This is a genomic window from Serratia bockelmannii (assembly GCF_008011855.1).
In the GTDB taxonomy this organism is placed as follows: domain Bacteria; phylum Pseudomonadota; class Gammaproteobacteria; order Enterobacterales; family Enterobacteriaceae; genus Serratia; species Serratia bockelmannii.
Genome location: NZ_VOUX01000003.1, coordinates 321,457 through 338,241, shown reverse-complemented (window position 1 = coordinate 338,241; position 16,785 = coordinate 321,457). Strand labels below are relative to the sequence as shown.

Below are 16,785 nucleotides of genomic sequence, written 5' to 3'. Positions count from 1 at the left end.
GCACAGAGAAAAGGGAACCTCTCCCCTCTGATATGCAAGAAAGTCATTATGTGGGGCGCTTTGCCCCATCGCCTTCCGGGGATCTGCATTTCGGTTCGCTGATTGCCGCTCTGGGAAGCTACCTTCAGGCTCGCGCCCAACGCGGGCAGTGGCTGGTTCGCATCGAAGATATCGATCCGCCGCGCGAAGTCCCCGGCGCCGCCGCTCGCATCCTGTCCGCGCTGGAACATTATGGTCTCCATTGGGACGGCCAGGTTATCTATCAATCCCAACGTCACGACGCCTATCGCGCCGCGCTGGATCTGTTGCAGCGCCAGGGGCTCAGCTATTACTGCACCTGCACCCGCAGCCGCATCCAGCACATCGGCGGATTGTACGACGGCCACTGCCGCGATTTGCAGCTCGGCCCGCAGGGTGCCGCCATCCGCTTGTGTCAGACCGCCCCCGTTTACCGGTTCCACGATCGCCTGCAGGGAGAATTGCACGCCGATCCGGCGCTGGCGGGGGAAGACTTTATCATTCGCCGCCGCGATGGGCTGTTCGCTTACAATCTGGCGGTGGTGATCGACGACCATTTTCAGGGCGTGACCGAGATTGTCCGCGGCGCCGATCTGATCGAACCGACGGTGCGCCAAATTGCCCTTTACCGCCAGCTGCAGGCGCCGGTGCCCACTTATGTGCATCTGCCGCTGGCGCTGGGTGCCAACGGCATCAAGCTGTCGAAGCAAAACCATGCGCCGGCATTGCCCGCTGGCGATCCGCGGCCGGTGCTGATCGCCGCGCTGAAATTTCTGCGCCAACCGCTGCCGGAAAGCTGGCAAGATCTTGACCTGCCATTATTATTGAGCTGGGCGATCGAACACTGGCGGTTGGAAAACGTGCCGCGTCAGGAGGCTATCCCTCTGGATGAAAACACGCCGGCATTCTCAAAGGAGCCATGGTGAGCTATGATTAGCCGCTATTTTTTGTTAGCTCCATTTTTATCAGTCACTATCGAGGTGTACCATTTTTACCCGAGTAGCCAACTTCTGTCGTAAGGTACTGACCCGCGATGACAAGCTGCCCCGCGACGACGCGGCGGCCGGCGATAAAAACGTAGTCCGCGAAGAGCGTGCCGCGGCGCCAAGCCGCCCTGCGCCGCAGCCGCGCGCCGCCGATAACGGCAGCAACGCCCCTGCCCGCCGCTCAACGCCGCGCAAGCGTCCGCCTTTTCCTATCGCCGAGAGCAACGACTCGATGACCGTGATCCCGCGCGAACAGCACTCGATCTCCCGTAAAGACATCAGCGAAAATGCGCTGAAAGTGCTTTATCGCCTGAACAAGTCCGGCTACGAGGCCTATCTGGTCGGCGGCGGGGTGCGCGATCTGTTGCTCGGCAAAAAGCCGAAAGACTTCGACATCACCACCAACGCCACGCCGGAGCAAGTGCGCAAGCTGTTCCGCAACTGCCGCCTGGTCGGCCGCCGTTTCCGCTTGGCGCACGTGATGTTCGGGCCGGAGATCATCGAAGTGGCCACCTTCCGCGGTCACCACGAACAGAATCAGGAATCCGACAAGAACTCGTCTCAGCAGGCGCAAAACGGCATGCTGCTGCGCGACAACATCTTCGGTTCGATCGAGGAGGACGCCCAGCGCCGTGATTTCACCATCAACAGCCTGTACTACGGCGTGGCGGATTTCACCCTGCGCGATTACGTCGGCGGCCTGAACGATCTGAAGCAAGGCGTGATCCGCCTGATTGGCGATCCAGAAACCCGCTACCGCGAAGATCCGGTGCGCATGCTGCGCGCGGTGCGCTTCGCCGCCAAGCTGGATATGCGCATCAGCGAAGAGACCGCCGAGCCGATCCCGCGCCTGGCCTCGCTGCTGCACGAGATCCCGCCGGCGCGCCTGTTCGAAGAATCCCTCAAGCTGCTGCAGGCGGGTTACGGTTTCCAGACCTACCTGAAGCTGTGCGAATACCAGCTGTTCCAACCGCTGTTCCCGCTGATCGCCCGCAACTTCACGCCGAACCACGATACGCCGATGGAGCGCATTCTGGCGCAGGTGCTGAAGAACACCGATCACCGTCTGCAGAACGACATGCGCGTCAACCCAGCCTTCCTGTTTGCCGCCATGCTGTGGTACCCGCTGCTGGAGCACGCGCAGAAGCTGGCGCAGGAAAGCGGCCTGGCGTACTACGACGCCTTCGCGCTGGCGATGAACGACGTACTCGACGAGCAGTGCCGCTCGCTGGCGATCCCGAAACGCATCACCACGCTGGTGCGCGATATCTGGCAGCTGCAGCTGCGCCTGTCCCGCCGTCAGGGCAAACGCGCGCACAAACTGATGGAACATCCGAAATTCCGCGCCGCCTATGATTTGCTGGCGCTGCGTGCGGAAGTGGAAGACAATCAGGAGATGCTGCGTCTGGCCGAGTGGTGGGGTGAGTTCCAAGACGCCACGCCGGCGCGGCAGAAAGCCATGCTGAGCACCCTGGGTGACGATCCGGCGCCGCGCCGCGCGCGTCAACGCCGTCCTCGTCGCCGGGCACCGCGTAAAGAAGGGGCATAATGATCCGCGTTTATATCGCGCTGGGCAGCAACCTGGCGCAGCCGCTGCAACAGGTTAAAGCCGCACTGGAGGCGCTGGAGCATCTCCCGCGCACCCGGCTGGTCACCTGTTCTTCGTTTTACCGCACCAAGCCGCTGGGGCCGCAAAACCAGCCGGACTTCCTCAACGCGGTGGTGGCGCTGGATACCCTGTTGCCGCCCGAACAGCTGCTCGACCATACCCAGGCGATAGAACGCAATCAGGGGCGCGTGCGCAAGGATGAACGCTGGGGGCCGCGCACGCTCGATTTAGACATCATGCTGTACGGCGACAAGGTGATCCATACCGAGCGCCTGACGGTACCGCATTACGGCCTGAAAGAGCGCGAATTCATGCTCTACCCGCTGGCGGAAATCGCCCCCGATCTGATTTTCCCCGATGGCGAACCGCTCGCCAGCTGCCTCAAGCGCGTGCCGGAAAACGGCATGGCGCTATGGCATCAGCCAAAACCGAAATCCTGACTCACCTACAGTGCCAACCGCGCAACGAATCCCCCCGCCGAGCGATTGGCGAAACTGATCTGTAAACCATGCAAGCCGGCAATACGCTGCACGATCGATAACCCCAGCCCGCTGCCGGTTTGTTCCTGTCCCGGCGGGCGATAGAAACGTTCTCCCAGCCGCGCCAGATGCTCCGCGGTCACCCCCGGGCCGTCATCCTCTACCGTCAGCGAACGTTCGCTCAGCGTCACGGTGACGACGCCGCCCTGCGGGGTATAGCGCACCGCGTTGTCCAGCAAGTTGCGCAATAGCAGCGACAACAGCAAGGTTTCCCCCTGACGCGGCGGTGGCGTTCCCCGATGTTCATAGCGCAGCGTCACACCCGCCGCATGGGCTTGCCGATCCTGTTCCGCCAGGGTCATCGTCACCAGATCGTTCCAGTCGATAGGCGCCAGCTCGGCCAGATCCGACAGCGAATCCAGCCGCGACAGCGTCAGCAGTTGATCCACCAGCCGGGTCGCGCGATCGATGCCGACCGTCAGATTGTCCAGCGCGTGCTCGCGCATCGGCGCATCATCCCCCGCCAACTGCACCACTTCGGTCTGCACCCGCAATGCCGCCAATGGGCTGCGCAATTCGTGCGCGGCATCGGAGGTGAAGCGTCGCTCTCGCACCAGCAAAGCGTTGATGCGAGAGAACAGCGCATTGAGCGCATCCACCAGCGGGCGCACCTCGGTCGGCACCTGGCGCGCATCCAGCGGCGTGGCGTCATCGGGTGCACGCCGACGCAAACCGGCGGCCACCGCACGCAGCGGCCGCAGCTCGCGCCCAACCATCAGCGCGATCAGCAGCATCAGCACTGGCAGCGTCGCCAGCCAGGGCACCAATTGGCCTGTCACCATGCCCAGCGCCATATCGCGCCGGTAATCCCACTCCTGCCCCACGACAATGCGATAGCGCCCGTCGGGGCTGGTCAACCATACCAGGCGCCAGCTGTCATCATCGCCTTTGCGCTCACCGTCGGTAAAACCTTCACGCTCCCCGTCAAACAGGAAATCAGCGCCGTTCTCACCGTCGTTGAGCAGCATCTTGCCATCGCGATCGAAGATGGCGAACGCCAGCGCGTCGTCGTCCTGCTCGCCGCGCTTGCCATGATGCACCAGCTTCTTGGTTTTCGGCAGGCTGCGCGCACTTTCATCGGCCAGCAGATCGCCGAGGTTGGCGGTCGCCAGCCGTTTGGCGAACAGCATCTGTTGGGTGTCGAACACTTCGTTGATGGTGTTGCGCGACATCACCCAGGCCACCATGCTGGCGGTGCTCCAGGTCAGCAGCGCCAGCAGGCTGAAGATCAGGATCAGGCGCAGCCGCAGGCTGAGACGCTTCACGGCGCATCCCCCAGCGTGTAACCCACGCCGTGGATGGTACGGATGAAGCCGTTGCCCAGCTTGCGCCGCAGGTGGTGAATATGTACCTCCACCGCGTTGCTGCTCACCTCGTCATCCCAGTTGTACAGCTTCTCCTGAATTAACGGCCGCGCCAGCACCCGCCCCTTGTTGTGCAGAAACAGCTCCAGTACCGCCAATTCGCGCGGCGTCAGCGTCACCGGCTCGCCGTTGCAGCTCACGCTGCGGGTGGCGCTGTCGAACACCACGTTGCCGTGCGTCAGCTGCGGCATCAGTTGGCCGTGGCGACGGCGGATCAGCGCCTGCAGGCGCGCCGCCACTTCGGCCAGCGCGAACGGCTTGCACAGATAATCGTCGGCACCGCTTTGCAGCCCGCTGACCCGCTGCTCCAGCGCGTCGCGGGCGGTGAGGATCAGGACCGGCACGTCCTGCCCGGCCTGGCGCCACTGGCGCAGCAGATCCAGGCCGTCGAGGCCCGGCAGGCTGAGATCGAGGATCACCGCATCGTACGGCGCACTGTCCAGCGCATTTTTGCCGACGGCGCCGTCGGTGAACCAGTCCAGATTGAAGCCGAGTTTGGTCAGCCCGGCCTTGATGCCGTCCCCGATCAGTTTGTCATCTTCGATCAGCAAAATTCGCATGAGTATCCCTTTTCAGTCATGGCACCATTGCACCACAAGGTTCTTAAGAACCGCTTAAGCATGGCGATCCGCGCTACCCACCCCGATCGGGTTACAGTAGAATGGCTGCACTTTTTTGCAGCCTGGGCCTGCGTAAGCCGCACGGCCCGTTTCAGGAGACGTTGTGATGAAACCCACCACCGTGACCCATTTGCGCCAGTGGAAACAGGAGCAGCGCAAGTTTGCTACCCTTACCGCCTACGATGCCAGCTTTGCCAAACTGTTTGAAGAGCAAGGCATCAAAGTCCTGTTGGTGGGCGATTCGCTGGGCATGACGCTGCAGGGCCACGACTCCACCCTGCCGGTCACCGTCGCCGACGTGGCCTACCACACGCGCGCCGTGCGCCGCGGCGCGCCGGCCTGCCTGCTGCTGGCCGATCTGCCGTTCATGAGTTACGCCACCCCGGAACAGACCTTCGCCAACGCCGCCGAGCTGATGCGCGCCGGCGCCAACATGGTGAAACTGGAAGGTGGCAGCTGGCTGTGCGACACGGTGAAAATGCTCGCTGAGCGCGCCGTGCCGGTGTGCGGCCACCTGGGCCTGACGCCGCAATCGGTCAACGTGTTCGGTGGCTATAAGGTGCAAGGGCGCGACGAACTGGCCGCCAAACAGCTGCTGCAGGACGCGCAGAATCTGGAACTGGCCGGCATTCAGCTGCTGGTGCTGGAATGCGTGCCGACCGAGCTGGCGCGCCAGATCACCGAAGCGTTGTCCATTCCGGTCATCGGCATCGGTGCCGGCAACGGCACCGACGGCCAGATCTTGGTGATGCACGACGCCTTCGGCATCACCGGCGGCCACACGCCGAAGTTCGCCAAGAACTTCCTGGCGCAGAGCGGCGATATCCGCACGGCGGTGCAGCACTACATTCAGGAAGTGGAGCAAGGCCTCTACCCGGCGGCTGAACACTCTTTTAACTAAGCGATGGTTCCAGGAGTCACCCAATGATTATTATCGAAACCCTGCCGATGCTGCGTCAGCAGATCCGCCGCTGGCGCCAGGAAGGCAAACGCATCGCGCTGGTGCCGACCATGGGCAACCTGCACGACGGCCACATGACGCTGGTCGATGAAGCGCGTGCCCGCGCCGACGTGGTGGTGGTGAGCATCTTCGTCAACCCGATGCAGTTCGATCGGCCGGACGATCTGGCGCGCTACCCGCGCACGCTGCAGGAAGACAGCGAGAAGCTGACCCGCCGCGGCGTCGATCTGGTGTTCGCGCCGGCCCCGGCCGCGGTCTATCCGCAGGGGCTGGAGCAGCAGACCTACGTCGACGTGCCCGGCATCTCCAGCATTCTGGAAGGCGCAAGCCGGCCGGGCCACTTCCGCGGCGTTTCCACCATCGTCAGCAAGCTGTTCAACCTGGTACAGCCTGATTTGGCCTGCTTCGGCGAGAAGGATTACCAACAGCTGGCGCTGATCCGCAAAATGGTGGCGGACATGGGTTACGACATCGATATCGTCGGCGTGCCGACCGTGCGCGCCAAAGACGGCCTGGCCCTCAGTTCGCGTAATGGCTACCTGACCGCCGAAGAGCGCAAGATCGCGCCGCAGCTGAGCAAGATCATGAACGCGCTGGCACAGCAGCTGGCCAATGGCGAGCGCCAGGTCGAAACGCTGTTGGAGCAGACCGCCGAGCAGCTTCGCGCCGCCGGCTTTACGCCGGATGAGCTGTTTATTCGCGACGCCGATAGCCTGCAGCCGCTGACGGTAGATAGCCAGCGGGCGGTGGTGCTGATGGCCGCCTGGCTGGGCAAGGCGCGTCTTATCGACAACCAGCAGGTTGACCTGACGCTATAAGCCGTTTTTTATACTATCGTCATCCTGAAGCCTTGACCATTGGTAGACAATGGCGGAGCAATCGGTGACGATAGAGATTGCAGGGATGCAGGAGAGATGTTCAACCCCAGCGCCTGTGAAGGCCGATATTCAGTTAGGTAAAGCTATGATACGTACTATGCTGCAAGGCAAGCTGCATCGCGTCAAAGTCACTCAGGCTGACTTGCACTATGAAGGATCCTGCGCCATCGACCAGGATTTTCTGGAAGCCGCCGGCATTCTGGAATATGAAGCGATCGATATTTACAACGTGGATAACGGCCAGCGCTTCTCCACCTACGCCATTGCCGCCGAGCGCGGTTCGCGCATCATTTCGGTCAACGGCGCCGCCGCGCGCTGCGCCTGCGTGGGCGACAAACTGATCATCTGCTCCTATGTGCAAATGACCGACGCCGACGCCCGCCAGCACCACCCGAAAGTCGCCTATTTCGAAGGTGACAACAACCTGCAGCGCAAGGCGAAAGCCGTGCCGGTTCAGGTCGCCTGACAATAAAACGGGCGCCTTACGCGCCCGTTCTTCCCTACTGCACCACCACCGTACCCGGCTTGTTGGCTATCCGATCCGCCATGGTCTGGATCGAGTCGGTGCGCAGAATATACAGCCGCTTCAGCGTATAGGGGTTATCCCCCGGCTTCACCTTGCCCTGCACCGTGGTCACCGCCAGATGGAACCCGGCGTCCTGCGCCGCCTGAATCGCCCGTTGGTTATAGCCGCCGAACGGATAAGACAGATACAGCACGTGCGGATTGAACTGCGACAGCGCGCGGCGCGAGCGCTCAAAATCGAACTCGATATTGTGCAACGAACGGCTCAGCAAAATCGGCTGGCGGTTGCCGTCGGTGCGGTGCAGAAAATGGGTATGCGACTGCACGTCGAACACGTCCTGAATCTGCTTGAGCTCCGAAACGCTCATAAACTGCAGCGAGTCCGGGTTCCATTTCTGCGGGTGGCGTTTGATGCGCGAAGAGATGATGAACGCCGTGGCGCGGAAACCGTAATCCTTCAGCACCGGGTAAGCGTAGCGATAAACCGACTTCAGCCCGTCGTCGAAGGTCAGCACGATCGCCTTGCCAGGCAGGTTGATCTGATTTTTCAGGTAGGCTTCCAGCTGATACAGCGAAATGGTGTCGTAGCCCGCCTGCTTCAGATAGGTCATTTGGTTGCTGAACGCCACGTCTGAGGTGGTGGTCGAGGTGTGGCGGAAGCGTTTGTTCTCTTCGTTTTTCAGCAGGTGGTGGTAAGTCAGCACCGGTATGCCGTTATCGATCTCGCAGTCCAACTCATTAATGAACCCCAGCCGCTCGCCGATGTTGACCTCGTACCAGGTGTTGTTCAGGCGATCTTTCAGCTTGCCGATGATGGGATAGCGCAGGTTGCCTTCCAGCGTGCCCAAGACCTCGCTGTCCTTGTCCGCTGCGGTGTATACGTCTATCGTTTTTTGCGTGATCAGATTCTGGTTGGTCAGCGGTTTGTTCAGCTCGCCCAAATCGTCTTGCACCTTGCGCGACTTCTTCAATTCACGCACGTCGTCTTTATCGATAAAGCCGGTACCGTGCCCGAATTTGAATTCGTAGTATTCCGCATCCGCCGGGAAGACTTGGATCAGCTGCCCGCGCTTCACTTCCCCTACCGGGATCACATGCTCGCCCACCAACGCATAGACTTCGCTATCGCGCTGCGCTTCCATGTATTCAGATTTAACCGCGCCGTCTTCCGACAGCAGATTAGCCAGGCTCACAGGGGAAACCAACGACATCAGAATGCCGAGTAACCCAGCCGTTAACGTGTATTGAGACCGCATGATGATGTTCTGCTTACGAGTGCGTAATGACAAAAGTGAAGGAAATGTGGAGCGCCAGCATAGCACGATTTGAACAGCGGGGAACTAGCGGTTATTTGAGCAATTCTATTGATTTACGCGCCGCCTGCGCCAAATCAAGAAAGGCGCTCCCGCCGGGAAAGCGGGAGCGTGATATGATCAGCTGCGCAGGCCGCGGCCGCGCTCGATCAGATACCAGGACAGCAGATAGAACACCGCGATAAATGCCACCAGCACCGCCATGGTGAACGCCAGCGGCACATCGTTGATGCCGAGGAAGCCGTAGCGGAAGCCGCTGATCATATAGACGATCGGATTCAGCTTGGACACCGCCTGCCAGAATGGCGGCAGCAGCGACAGCGAGTAGAACACCCCGCCCAAGTAAGTCAGCGGCGTCAGCACGAAGGTCGGGATCAGGCTGATATCATCGAAAGTGGTGGCAAACACCGCGTTGATCAGCCCCGCCAGCGAGAACAAGATCGCCGTCAGCAACAGCGTCAGCGCAATCACCCACCAGGCGTGTACCTGCAGCGGCACGAAGAACAGCGAGATGATGGTCACCAGCACGCCGACGCAGATACCGCGGGCCACGCCGCCGCCGACATAGCCGGCGATCACCACGTGGGTCGGCACCGGCGCCACCAGCAGTTCCTCAATGTTGCGCTGAAACTTGGCGCTGAAGAACGACGAGGCGACGTTGGCATAGGAGTTGGTAATGACCGCCATCATGATAAGGCCGGGCACGATGAACTGCATGTAGCTGAAGCCGTGCATATCACCGATACGCGAACCGATCAGGTTACCGAAGATGATGAAGTACAGCGTCATGGTGATCACCGGCGGCACCAGGGTCTGGATCCAGATGCGCGCGAACCGGTTTACCTCTTTGGCCCAGATGCTTTGTAAGGCCACCCAATACAAACGCGTCATGCTTTTTCTCCATTGCCGTTAACCAGGGTGACAAACAGCTCTTCCAGGCGGTTCGCCTTATTGCGCATGCTCAGCACCTGCACGCCCTGCGCGCTCAGCTGGGCGAACAGGCCGTTCAGCCCCTGCTCGCGCATCACCTCCACTTCCAGCGTCGAGGTATCCGTCAGGCGGCTGTGGTAACCATCCAGCTTCGGCAGCGGGCTCTTCGCCGCCAGATCGAGGATGAAGGTTTCCGACTTCAGCTTGGCCAGCAGCCCCTTCATCGAGGTGTTTTCCACCAGTTCCCCGTTCTGGATGATGCCGATGTTGCGGCACAGCATTTCCGCCTCTTCCAGATAGTGGGTGGTGAGGATAATGGTGGTGCCCTGGGCGTTCAGCTCTTTCAGGAAGCCCCACATCGAGCGACGCAGTTCGATATCCACCCCGGCGGTCGGTTCATCGAGGATCAGCAGCTTCGGTTGGTGCATCAACGCGCGGGCGATCATCAGGCGGCGCTTCATGCCGCCGGACAGCATACGGGCGCGCTCGTTGCGCTTGCCCCACAGATCCAGCTGATTGAGGTATTTCTCGGCGCGCGCCATCGCTTCACGCCGCGTGACGCCGTAGTAACCCGCCTGGTTCACCACGATCTGCAACACGGTCTCGAACGGGTTGAAGTTGAACTCCTGCGGCACCAGGCCGAGCTGGCGCTTGGCGTTGACGATGTCTTTATCGATGTCATAACCGAATACCCGCACGCTGCCGGCGGTTTTGTTCACCAGCGAGCTGATGATGCCGATGGTGGTGGACTTTCCGGCGCCGTTTGGCCCCAGCAGGGCATAAAAGTCCCCCGCTTCGACGCTCAGGTCGATGCCGCGCAGCGCCTTGACGCCACCGGCGTAAGTCTTGGTCAGCTGCGCTAATTCCAGTGCATAATTCATATGTAAAATAGTACCTTATGACGATGAGTATGCCGCCGCGCCCCTGTTTGCGAGGCTTGAAACACTAACGATAATCCTAGCATCGACGGCGTTTTCACTGCGTCGAATCCGTGCGGTAAATGAGGTTGCACCACTGTTCCGATTTCCAAATTGTGACGCTTACCCTATATTACTCCAACGCAATCTGTTCGTTACGGGTCAATCACCTTCATGAAAGAAATCGAAGAGCTTATCGCCAACAACCAGGCCTGGTCGGCCAATATCAGTCAGGAAGACCCGGAATTTTTTGAACGTTTAGCCCAGGCGCAAAAGCCCCGCTTCTTATGGATTGGTTGCTCTGACAGCCGCGTTCCCGCAGAACGCCTGACCGGCCTCGAGCCGGGTGAACTGTTCGTCCATCGCAACGTGGCGAACCTCGTTATCCACACCGATCTTAACTGCCTGTCGGTGGTGCAGTATGCGGTAGATGTGCTGGAAGTCGAACACATCATCATCTGCGGCCACCTGGGCTGCGGCGGCGTGCAGGCGGCGGTGGAAAACCCGGAACTGGGGTTGATCGACAACTGGCTGCTGCACATTCGCGATCTGTGGTACAAGCACAGCTCGCTGCTGGGCGAGCTGCCGCCGGAACAGCGTTTCGACATGCTGTGCGAGATCAACGTCATTGAGCAAGTGTACAACCTGGGCCACTCCACCATCATGCAGTCCGCCTGGAAGCGCGGCCAGAAGGTGATGATCCACGGTTGGGTGTACGGCATTCAGGACGGCCGTCTGCGCGATATGGAAGTGCTGGCGACCAGCCGCGAGAGCCTGGAGATGGGCTACCGCAAAGCGATAGCCAAACTGAAGCAGGATAAAGGCGTATAACCCCGCCGCGGGCGCGGCTTGCCGCGCCCCACATCCAATTACTCGTCCAGCAGCACCACTTTGCCGACGTACGGCAGGTGACGGTAGCGCTGAGCGTAGTCGATGCCATACCCCACCACGAACTCATCCGGGATCGAGAAGCCGACATATTCGACCGGCACCTGCACTTCACGGCGCTCAGGTTTGTCCAGCAAGGTACAAATCGCCAGCGATTTCGGCCCGCGCAGCGCCAAAATCTCGCGCACTTTGTTCAGCGTGTTGCCGGAATCGATGATGTCTTCCACGATCAGCACGTCTTTGCCGCGAATGTCTTCGTCCAGATCCTTGAGGATCTTCACGTCGCGGGTGGTGGACATACCGCTGCCGTAGCTGGAGGCGGTCATAAAGTCGACTTCGTGCGGCACGTCGATCGCGCGGCAGAGATCGGCCATGAACATGAAGGAGCCGCGCAGCAGCCCGACCAGTACCATGTCGCTGCCGCTGTCGCGGTAATGTTCGGTGATCTGGTGGCCAAGTTCGGCGATACGGGTCTTAACTTCCTGCTCGGAAATCATTACGTCTACAGTGTGTTTCATAGTATTCAGGTCAGTTGCCGGAAGAAAGGCGCAGAGTTTAGCATAGGCCGTTACGACTTGCCTCTCTCCCGGACAGGGGAGTTTTCTTTATTAAGGGTATTCCTGACGAGCGTGCAGGACACTCACTATTTCAATATGTGCAGCCAGCACGCGGTAAACCACAATGTAATTAGGATGAACAACCATTTCACGAGTCCCGTTCACCCTGCCAGGCCGGAATAGATAAGGATGTTCCGCTAACGGGATAACCGACTCTTCGATACGTTGCAACAAAGCCTCAGCGGCAAGTGGATTTCGCTCAGCGATAAAAGCCAGCAGCGTATATAAACCCGTTTTTGCTTCGTCAGTCCATTTAACGGTTAACATAAGGGTCAGGCCGATTTTCTTTTGGCTTTCGCCTGCTCGATAATGTGACGAGCACCAGCCATGACTTCATCATGGGGGATACGGGGGGTGTCGCTATTGACAGAAGATTCCACGGTGCTTCTGAACCAACGATCGTAGCTATCAGCCTGTTCTTGAGTCTCAAACTCAGAGACGATGGGATCCAATTTTGTCGGCATGACGCGCTCCTCAACAGCTGATATTTTAATCAGTATAACGGCTTCCTTTCATTGAACCAAGCGGTGGCGACGCGAGCGCACCGCCACCTGAGCGATGAACCGCGATCAGTCGTCGACGGTAAAGCCCATCATCATGCCGGTATCTTCATGCTCCAACAGGTGGCAGTGGGCCATATACGCATGTTCGCTGCTTGCCGGATGATCGAAACGCACCAGCACTTCGCTGCGCCAACCTTCGACGCGCACCGTGTCCTTCCAGCCGCTGCGATGCGCCGCCGGCGGTTTGCCGTTTTCCGAAAGGATACGGAACTGGGTGCCGTGAATGTGGAACGGGTGCAGCATCATGTCGCCCTCACCGGAAATGGTCCATTTTTCATACTGGCCCCGTTTGGCGGCAAACATCGGTTTGTTCATGTCGAAGGCCTTGCCGTTGATCATGTTGCCATGGCTGAAATCGAACGGTTTGGCTTTGCTCTGCGCGCCGCCGTGATCCATCCCGGCCATCTTGCCATGATCCATGCCCTTCATGTTGCCGTGGTCCATGCCCTGCATGCCGCCCTTCTCCATGCCTTTCATGTCTCCAGCACCCGTCGCTCCATGATTCATGCTCATGCCAGCCATCGCCTGGTGACCATAACGATCCATCAGCGCCTGCATGCCGAGCATATCCAGCTGCGGATCCATCATCAGCTGCAGCCAACGCTCCTGGATACCAGTGGTGGCAGGCAATGTCGGCAGCTTCACCAGGCTGTCCGGCATGGTTTTGATACCCTGTGCCAACGACGGCTGAATGCGCAACACCGGCAGCGGCTGATCGAACGGAGCCAGCGTCATGCCCATCTGTTTCACCGGCAGCGTCACGATATCGAACGCTTTCCCGTCGGAGGCATCCACCAGCACTTCAAAGCGTTCGCCCATCAGCATCGGCAGCTCGGTCAGCTTCACCGGCTCAGCCAGGAAACCGCCGTCGCTGGCGATAACATACAGCGGACGGTTGTCACTGGCCGCCAGATTCAACGAGCGGGCGTTGCAACCGTTGAGAAAACGCAGACGCAGCCAGCCGCGCGACGCCAGATGTTGCGGATACTGCGCGCCGTTGGTGAACATGCGATCGCCAAACCAGCCTACCGCCGCGCTCATCACGTCCAGGCGGTATTCGATCTGCGCGTCTTTGCCCAGCCGCTTATCCTGCAGGATCACCGGAATATCATCCTGCCCCCAGGTTTTCGGCAGCGGCAGTTTGGCGCTTTCATCGTCTTCCAGCAGCACCAACCCCGCCAGCCCCATCATCACCTGGCTGCCGGTTTTACCGTGCGTGTGCGGGTGGAACCAGCAGGTAGCGGCCGGTTGTTCGACGGTGAAATTCACCGTGCGCGTCGCGCCGGGGTGGATCAGCGCCTGCGGGCCGCCATCGACGTCGCCGGGAATTTCCAGCCCGTGCCAGTGGACGGTACTGGCCTCCGCCAGGCTGTTTTTGATATCGACCGTCACCGGCTGGCCACGCTGCAGCTTCACCGCCGGCCCGAGCAGCGCGCCGTTGAATCCCCAGGTTTTGGTGGCGGCACCGGGCAACCAGCGGGTTTCACCCGCCTGCAGCGCCAGCGCAATCTTTCCCTGCGCGTCCGGCATCAACAGCGGCGGTACCGGCAAGGCCGGCCGATCGGCCGCCCAAGCGGCCCTGCTCCATAACGGCAATGCGCTCGCCGCGCCCAGCGCAGCGGTTAATTTAATAAAATCACGGCGTAACATCGCTGACTCCCTTTTCTCAGTGACATAACTCAATGCCGTCAGCCTAAACCTTCCCCCAGGCGGAAGGTCAAGCCTTTCCTGGCGGTATTTTAAGCTATGCCTCACAATCAAGAGAGTATGACCGGCACGCGCGACGCCGGCCCGGCAGCAATAAAATTTGGTGCCTTTACAGGCAAGTGTGGTAACGTCAGCAGACGACAAACAGGCCTATTTCATGATGAAAAAAACAACGTTATCGATGCTGTTGCTGGCGATGCTGGGCTTCTCCAACGCCAGTCTGGCGCTGAATGAATCCGAGGCGGAAGATCTGGCCGATCTGACGGCGGTATTTATTTATTTGAAAAATGATTGCGGCTACAACGATTTGCCAAATGCGCAAATCAAACGCGCCATTGTCTATTTCGCGCAACAAAACCGCTGGGATTTGAGCAACTACAACAGCTTTAACATGAAGGCGCTGGGCGAAGACAGCTATCGCGATCTCAGCGGCATCGCCATTCCAACGCCTAAGAAGTGCAAATCGCTGGCGCGCGACTCTTTGAGCCTGCTGGCCTACGCCAACTAATTCCGCCCCTCTCCCCCACCCGCCTTTCGCTCTCTCTGTCTGAAATTCAACCGTGCATCGCCAGACAGAGTTAGCTATGATGTTGCGCCGATTTTTCATGGCTGTTATTACGGAGTTTCCCGCACATGACCCAGAAAGAAATTTGGTACGAAACGCTGCATACGGGCTTCGGCCAGTATTTCTCGGTAGAGAAGGTGCTGTACCGCGAGAAGACCGATCATCAGGATCTGGTGATCTTCGAGAACCCGGTCCTGGGGCGCGTGATGGCGCTCGACGGCGTGGTGCAAACCACCGAGCGTGACGAGTTCATCTATCACGAAATGCTGACCCACGTGCCGCTGCTGGCGCATGGCCAGGCGAAGAAAGTGCTGATCATCGGCGGCGGCGACGGCGGCATGCTGCGCGAAGTCAGCCGGCATCCTGGCGTGGAGCAGATCACCATGGTCGAGATCGACGCCGGTGTCGTCGAGTTCTGCCGCCAATACCTGCCCAACCACAGCGCCGGCGCCTATGACGATCCGCGCTTCAAGTTGGTGATCGACGACGGCGTCAACTTCGTGAATCAAACCGACGAAACGTTCGATGTGATCATCTCCGACTGCACCGATCCGATCGGCCCCGGCGAAAGCCTGTTCACCTCGGCGTTTTATGAAGGCTGCGCCCGCTGCCTGAATGAGGGCGGCATTTTCGTTGCGCAGAACGGCGTCTGCTTCCTGCAACAGGATGAGGCGGTCAACAGCCACGCCAAACTGAACCGCTACTTTACCGACGTCAGCTTCTATCAGGCAGCGATCCCGACCTATTACGGCGGCATCATGACCTTTGCCTGGGCGAGCCAGAACCCGGCACTGCGCCAGCGCGATCTGCCTACCCTGCAACAGCGCTTTAACCAAAGCGGCCTACACTGCCGTTATTACAACCCGGCAATTCACGTCGGCAGCTTTGCCCTGCCGCAATATTTGCTCAATGCCCTGAACGTAACACGTTAAGCGAGAAGATAAAGGAGGTGGCCTAAATTGCATAAGCTAAAACTGCACGGCTTCAACAACCTGACCAAGAGCCTGAGTTTTTGTATTTACGATATTTGTTATGCCAAAACCGCGGACGATCGCGACGGCTATATCGCCTACATAGACGAACAATATAACGCCAACCGGCTGACCGAGATCCTGAGCGAGACCTGCTCGATCATCGGCGCCAATATTCTGAACATCGCGCGTCAGGACTACGAGCCGCAGGGCGCCAGCGTCACCATCCTGGTCAGCGAAGAGCCCATTGATCCGAAAGACGTCGATACGTCGGAACACCCAGGCCCGTTGCCGAATACGGTCGTCGCGCACCTGGACAAAAGCCATATCTGCGTACATACCTACCCGGAAAGCCATCCGGAAGGCGGGCTATGCACCTTTCGCGCCGATATCGAGGTCTCGACCTGCGGCGTCATTTCGCCCCTCAAGGCGCTGAACTACTTAATTCACCAGCTGGAATCCGACATCGTCACCATGGACTATCGCGTGCGCGGTTTTACCCGCGACGTGAACGGCGTGAAACATTACATCGATCACGAGATCAACTCGATCCAGAACTTTATGTCGGAAGACATCAAGGCGCTGTACCACATGATGGACGTGAACGTTTACCAGGAAAATATCTTCCATACCAAGATGTTGCTGAAAGATTTCGATCTGAAGCACTACCTGTTTAACGCGGAGCCGGAGGCGTTGAGCGCAGCCGAACGCAAGCAGATCACCGATCTGTTATGGAAAGAGATGCAGGAAATCTATTACGGCCGCAATATTCCGCATCTGTGATGGAAAGGGCGCGGCACGCCGCGCCCTGATG

The 16,785-nt window shown here is 59.5% G+C and carries 19 protein-coding genes; 10 read left to right on the top strand and 9 right to left on the bottom strand.

Features of this window, described 5'->3' with window-relative positions:
• Nucleotides 1–32 precede the first annotated feature (32 nt).
• From gluQRS to folK, 3 genes are all read left to right on the top strand, one after another.
• Nucleotides 33–944 (top strand): tRNA glutamyl-Q(34) synthetase GluQRS, encoded by a 912-nt coding sequence (gluQRS, locus tag FOT55_RS06120; protein WP_147823236.1) that lies wholly within the window; start codon nt 33–35, stop codon nt 942–944.
• 61 nt (nt 945–1,005) lie between these two features.
• Nucleotides 1,006–2,553: a polynucleotide adenylyltransferase PcnB gene (gene pcnB, locus FOT55_RS06115; RefSeq protein WP_071826146.1), complete on the top strand. Its 1,548-nt coding sequence runs from the start codon at nt 1,006–1,008 to the stop codon at nt 2,551–2,553.
• Nucleotides 2,553–3,053 (top strand): 2-amino-4-hydroxy-6-hydroxymethyldihydropteridine diphosphokinase, encoded by a 501-nt coding sequence (gene folK / locus FOT55_RS06110; RefSeq protein ID WP_019456064.1) that lies wholly within the window; start codon nt 2,553–2,555, stop codon nt 3,051–3,053. The genes pcnB and folK overlap by 1 nt, the downstream gene beginning before the upstream one ends.
• Nucleotides 3,054–3,058: 5 nt before the next feature.
• Here the strand turns inward: folK and qseC are convergent, their stop codons facing one another.
• Together qseC and qseB are read right to left on the bottom strand one after the other, a co-directional pair.
• Nucleotides 3,059–4,417 (bottom strand): quorum sensing histidine kinase QseC, encoded by a 1,359-nt coding sequence (gene qseC, locus FOT55_RS06105; protein ID WP_147823235.1) that lies wholly within the window; start codon nt 4,415–4,417, stop codon nt 3,059–3,061.
• The gene (qseB, locus tag FOT55_RS06100; RefSeq protein ID WP_004937550.1) at nt 4,414–5,076 is read right to left on the bottom strand and encodes a quorum sensing response regulator transcription factor QseB; all 663 of its coding nucleotides are present in this window, start codon (nt 5,074–5,076) and stop codon (nt 4,414–4,416) included. Before qseB ends, qseC begins: the two co-directional genes overlap by 4 nt.
• 166 nt (nt 5,077–5,242) lie before the next feature.
• Here qseB and panB point away from each other — a divergent pair, with 166 nt between their 5' ends.
• The 3 genes from panB (at nt 5,243) to panD (ending at nt 7,441) form a co-directional block, all read left to right on the top strand.
• Nucleotides 5,243–6,037 carry a 3-methyl-2-oxobutanoate hydroxymethyltransferase gene (gene panB, locus FOT55_RS06095; protein ID WP_004937548.1) on the top strand — a complete coding sequence of 265 codons (795 nt, stop codon included), beginning with the start codon at nt 5,243–5,245 and terminating at the stop codon, nt 6,035–6,037.
• Between the two features lie 23 nt (nt 6,038–6,060).
• Entirely contained in the window at nt 6,061–6,915 is an 855-nt protein-coding gene (gene panC / locus FOT55_RS06090; RefSeq protein ID WP_147823234.1) for a pantoate--beta-alanine ligase, read from the top strand.
• Between the two features lie 145 nt (nt 6,916–7,060).
• Complete coding sequence (panD, locus tag FOT55_RS06085; RefSeq protein WP_004937544.1) at nt 7,061–7,441, top strand: aspartate 1-decarboxylase; 381 nt, start codon at nt 7,061–7,063, stop codon at nt 7,439–7,441.
• Nucleotides 7,442–7,475: 34 nt separating this feature from the next.
• On the opposite strand, the gene FOT55_RS06080 is transcribed toward panD, so the two are convergent.
• The 3 genes from FOT55_RS06080 to FOT55_RS06070 all read right to left on the bottom strand — a co-directional run bounded on the left by FOT55_RS06080 (nt 7,476) and on the right by FOT55_RS06070 (nt 10,624).
• Nucleotides 7,476–8,756 (bottom strand): polysaccharide deacetylase family protein, encoded by a 1,281-nt coding sequence (locus FOT55_RS06080; RefSeq protein ID WP_049208402.1) that lies wholly within the window; start codon nt 8,754–8,756, stop codon nt 7,476–7,478.
• A 177-nt stretch (nt 8,757–8,933) separates the two neighbouring features.
• Entirely contained in the window at nt 8,934–9,704 is a 771-nt protein-coding gene (locus tag FOT55_RS06075) for an ABC transporter permease (RefSeq protein WP_004937535.1), read from the bottom strand.
• The gene (locus tag FOT55_RS06070; RefSeq protein ID WP_015379030.1) at nt 9,701–10,624 is read right to left on the bottom strand and encodes an ABC transporter ATP-binding protein; all 924 of its coding nucleotides are present in this window, start codon (nt 10,622–10,624) and stop codon (nt 9,701–9,703) included. Before FOT55_RS06070 ends, FOT55_RS06075 begins: the two co-directional genes overlap by 4 nt.
• Before the next feature lie 210 nt (nt 10,625–10,834).
• Here FOT55_RS06070 and can point away from each other — a divergent pair, with 210 nt between their 5' ends.
• Nucleotides 10,835–11,491: a carbonate dehydratase gene (gene can, locus FOT55_RS06065; protein WP_016930066.1), complete on the top strand. Its 657-nt coding sequence runs from the start codon at nt 10,835–10,837 to the stop codon at nt 11,489–11,491.
• A 38-nt stretch (nt 11,492–11,529) separates the two neighbouring features.
• Here the strand turns inward: can and hpt are convergent, their stop codons facing one another.
• The 4 genes from hpt to cueO all read right to left on the bottom strand — a co-directional run bounded on the left by hpt (nt 11,530) and on the right by cueO (nt 14,378).
• On the bottom strand, nt 11,530–12,066 hold the full coding sequence (gene hpt / locus FOT55_RS06060) for a hypoxanthine phosphoribosyltransferase (protein ID WP_072269872.1): 537 nt from the start codon (nt 12,064–12,066) through the stop codon (nt 11,530–11,532).
• Nucleotides 12,067–12,156: 90 nt separating this feature from the next.
• On the bottom strand, nt 12,157–12,432 hold the full coding sequence (locus tag FOT55_RS06055; protein ID WP_049208401.1) for a type II toxin-antitoxin system RelE/ParE family toxin: 276 nt from the start codon (nt 12,430–12,432) through the stop codon (nt 12,157–12,159).
• Nucleotides 12,433–12,437: 5 nt separating this feature from the next.
• The gene (relB, locus tag FOT55_RS06050) at nt 12,438–12,629 is read right to left on the bottom strand and encodes a type II toxin-antitoxin system RelB family antitoxin (protein ID WP_049208400.1); all 192 of its coding nucleotides are present in this window, start codon (nt 12,627–12,629) and stop codon (nt 12,438–12,440) included.
• A gap of 105 nt (nt 12,630–12,734) precedes the next feature.
• Nucleotides 12,735–14,378, bottom strand: a complete 1,644-nt coding sequence (cueO, locus tag FOT55_RS06045) for a multicopper oxidase CueO (protein WP_147823233.1) — start codon at nt 14,376–14,378, stop codon at nt 12,735–12,737.
• A 217-nt stretch (nt 14,379–14,595) separates the two neighbouring features.
• Between cueO and FOT55_RS06040 the strand changes: the two genes are divergently transcribed.
• The 3 genes from FOT55_RS06040 (at nt 14,596) to speD (ending at nt 16,754) form a co-directional block, all read left to right on the top strand.
• On the top strand, nt 14,596–14,943 hold the full coding sequence (locus FOT55_RS06040) for a YacC family pilotin-like protein (RefSeq protein ID WP_004937515.1): 348 nt from the start codon (nt 14,596–14,598) through the stop codon (nt 14,941–14,943).
• A gap of 125 nt (nt 14,944–15,068) precedes the next feature.
• Nucleotides 15,069–15,932 carry a polyamine aminopropyltransferase gene (gene speE, locus FOT55_RS06035; protein ID WP_060434522.1) on the top strand — a complete coding sequence of 288 codons (864 nt, stop codon included), beginning with the start codon at nt 15,069–15,071 and terminating at the stop codon, nt 15,930–15,932.
• 27 nt (nt 15,933–15,959) lie between these two features.
• On the top strand, nt 15,960–16,754 hold the full coding sequence (speD, locus tag FOT55_RS06030) for an adenosylmethionine decarboxylase (protein WP_004937510.1): 795 nt from the start codon (nt 15,960–15,962) through the stop codon (nt 16,752–16,754).
• Nucleotides 16,755–16,785 lie beyond the last annotated feature (31 nt).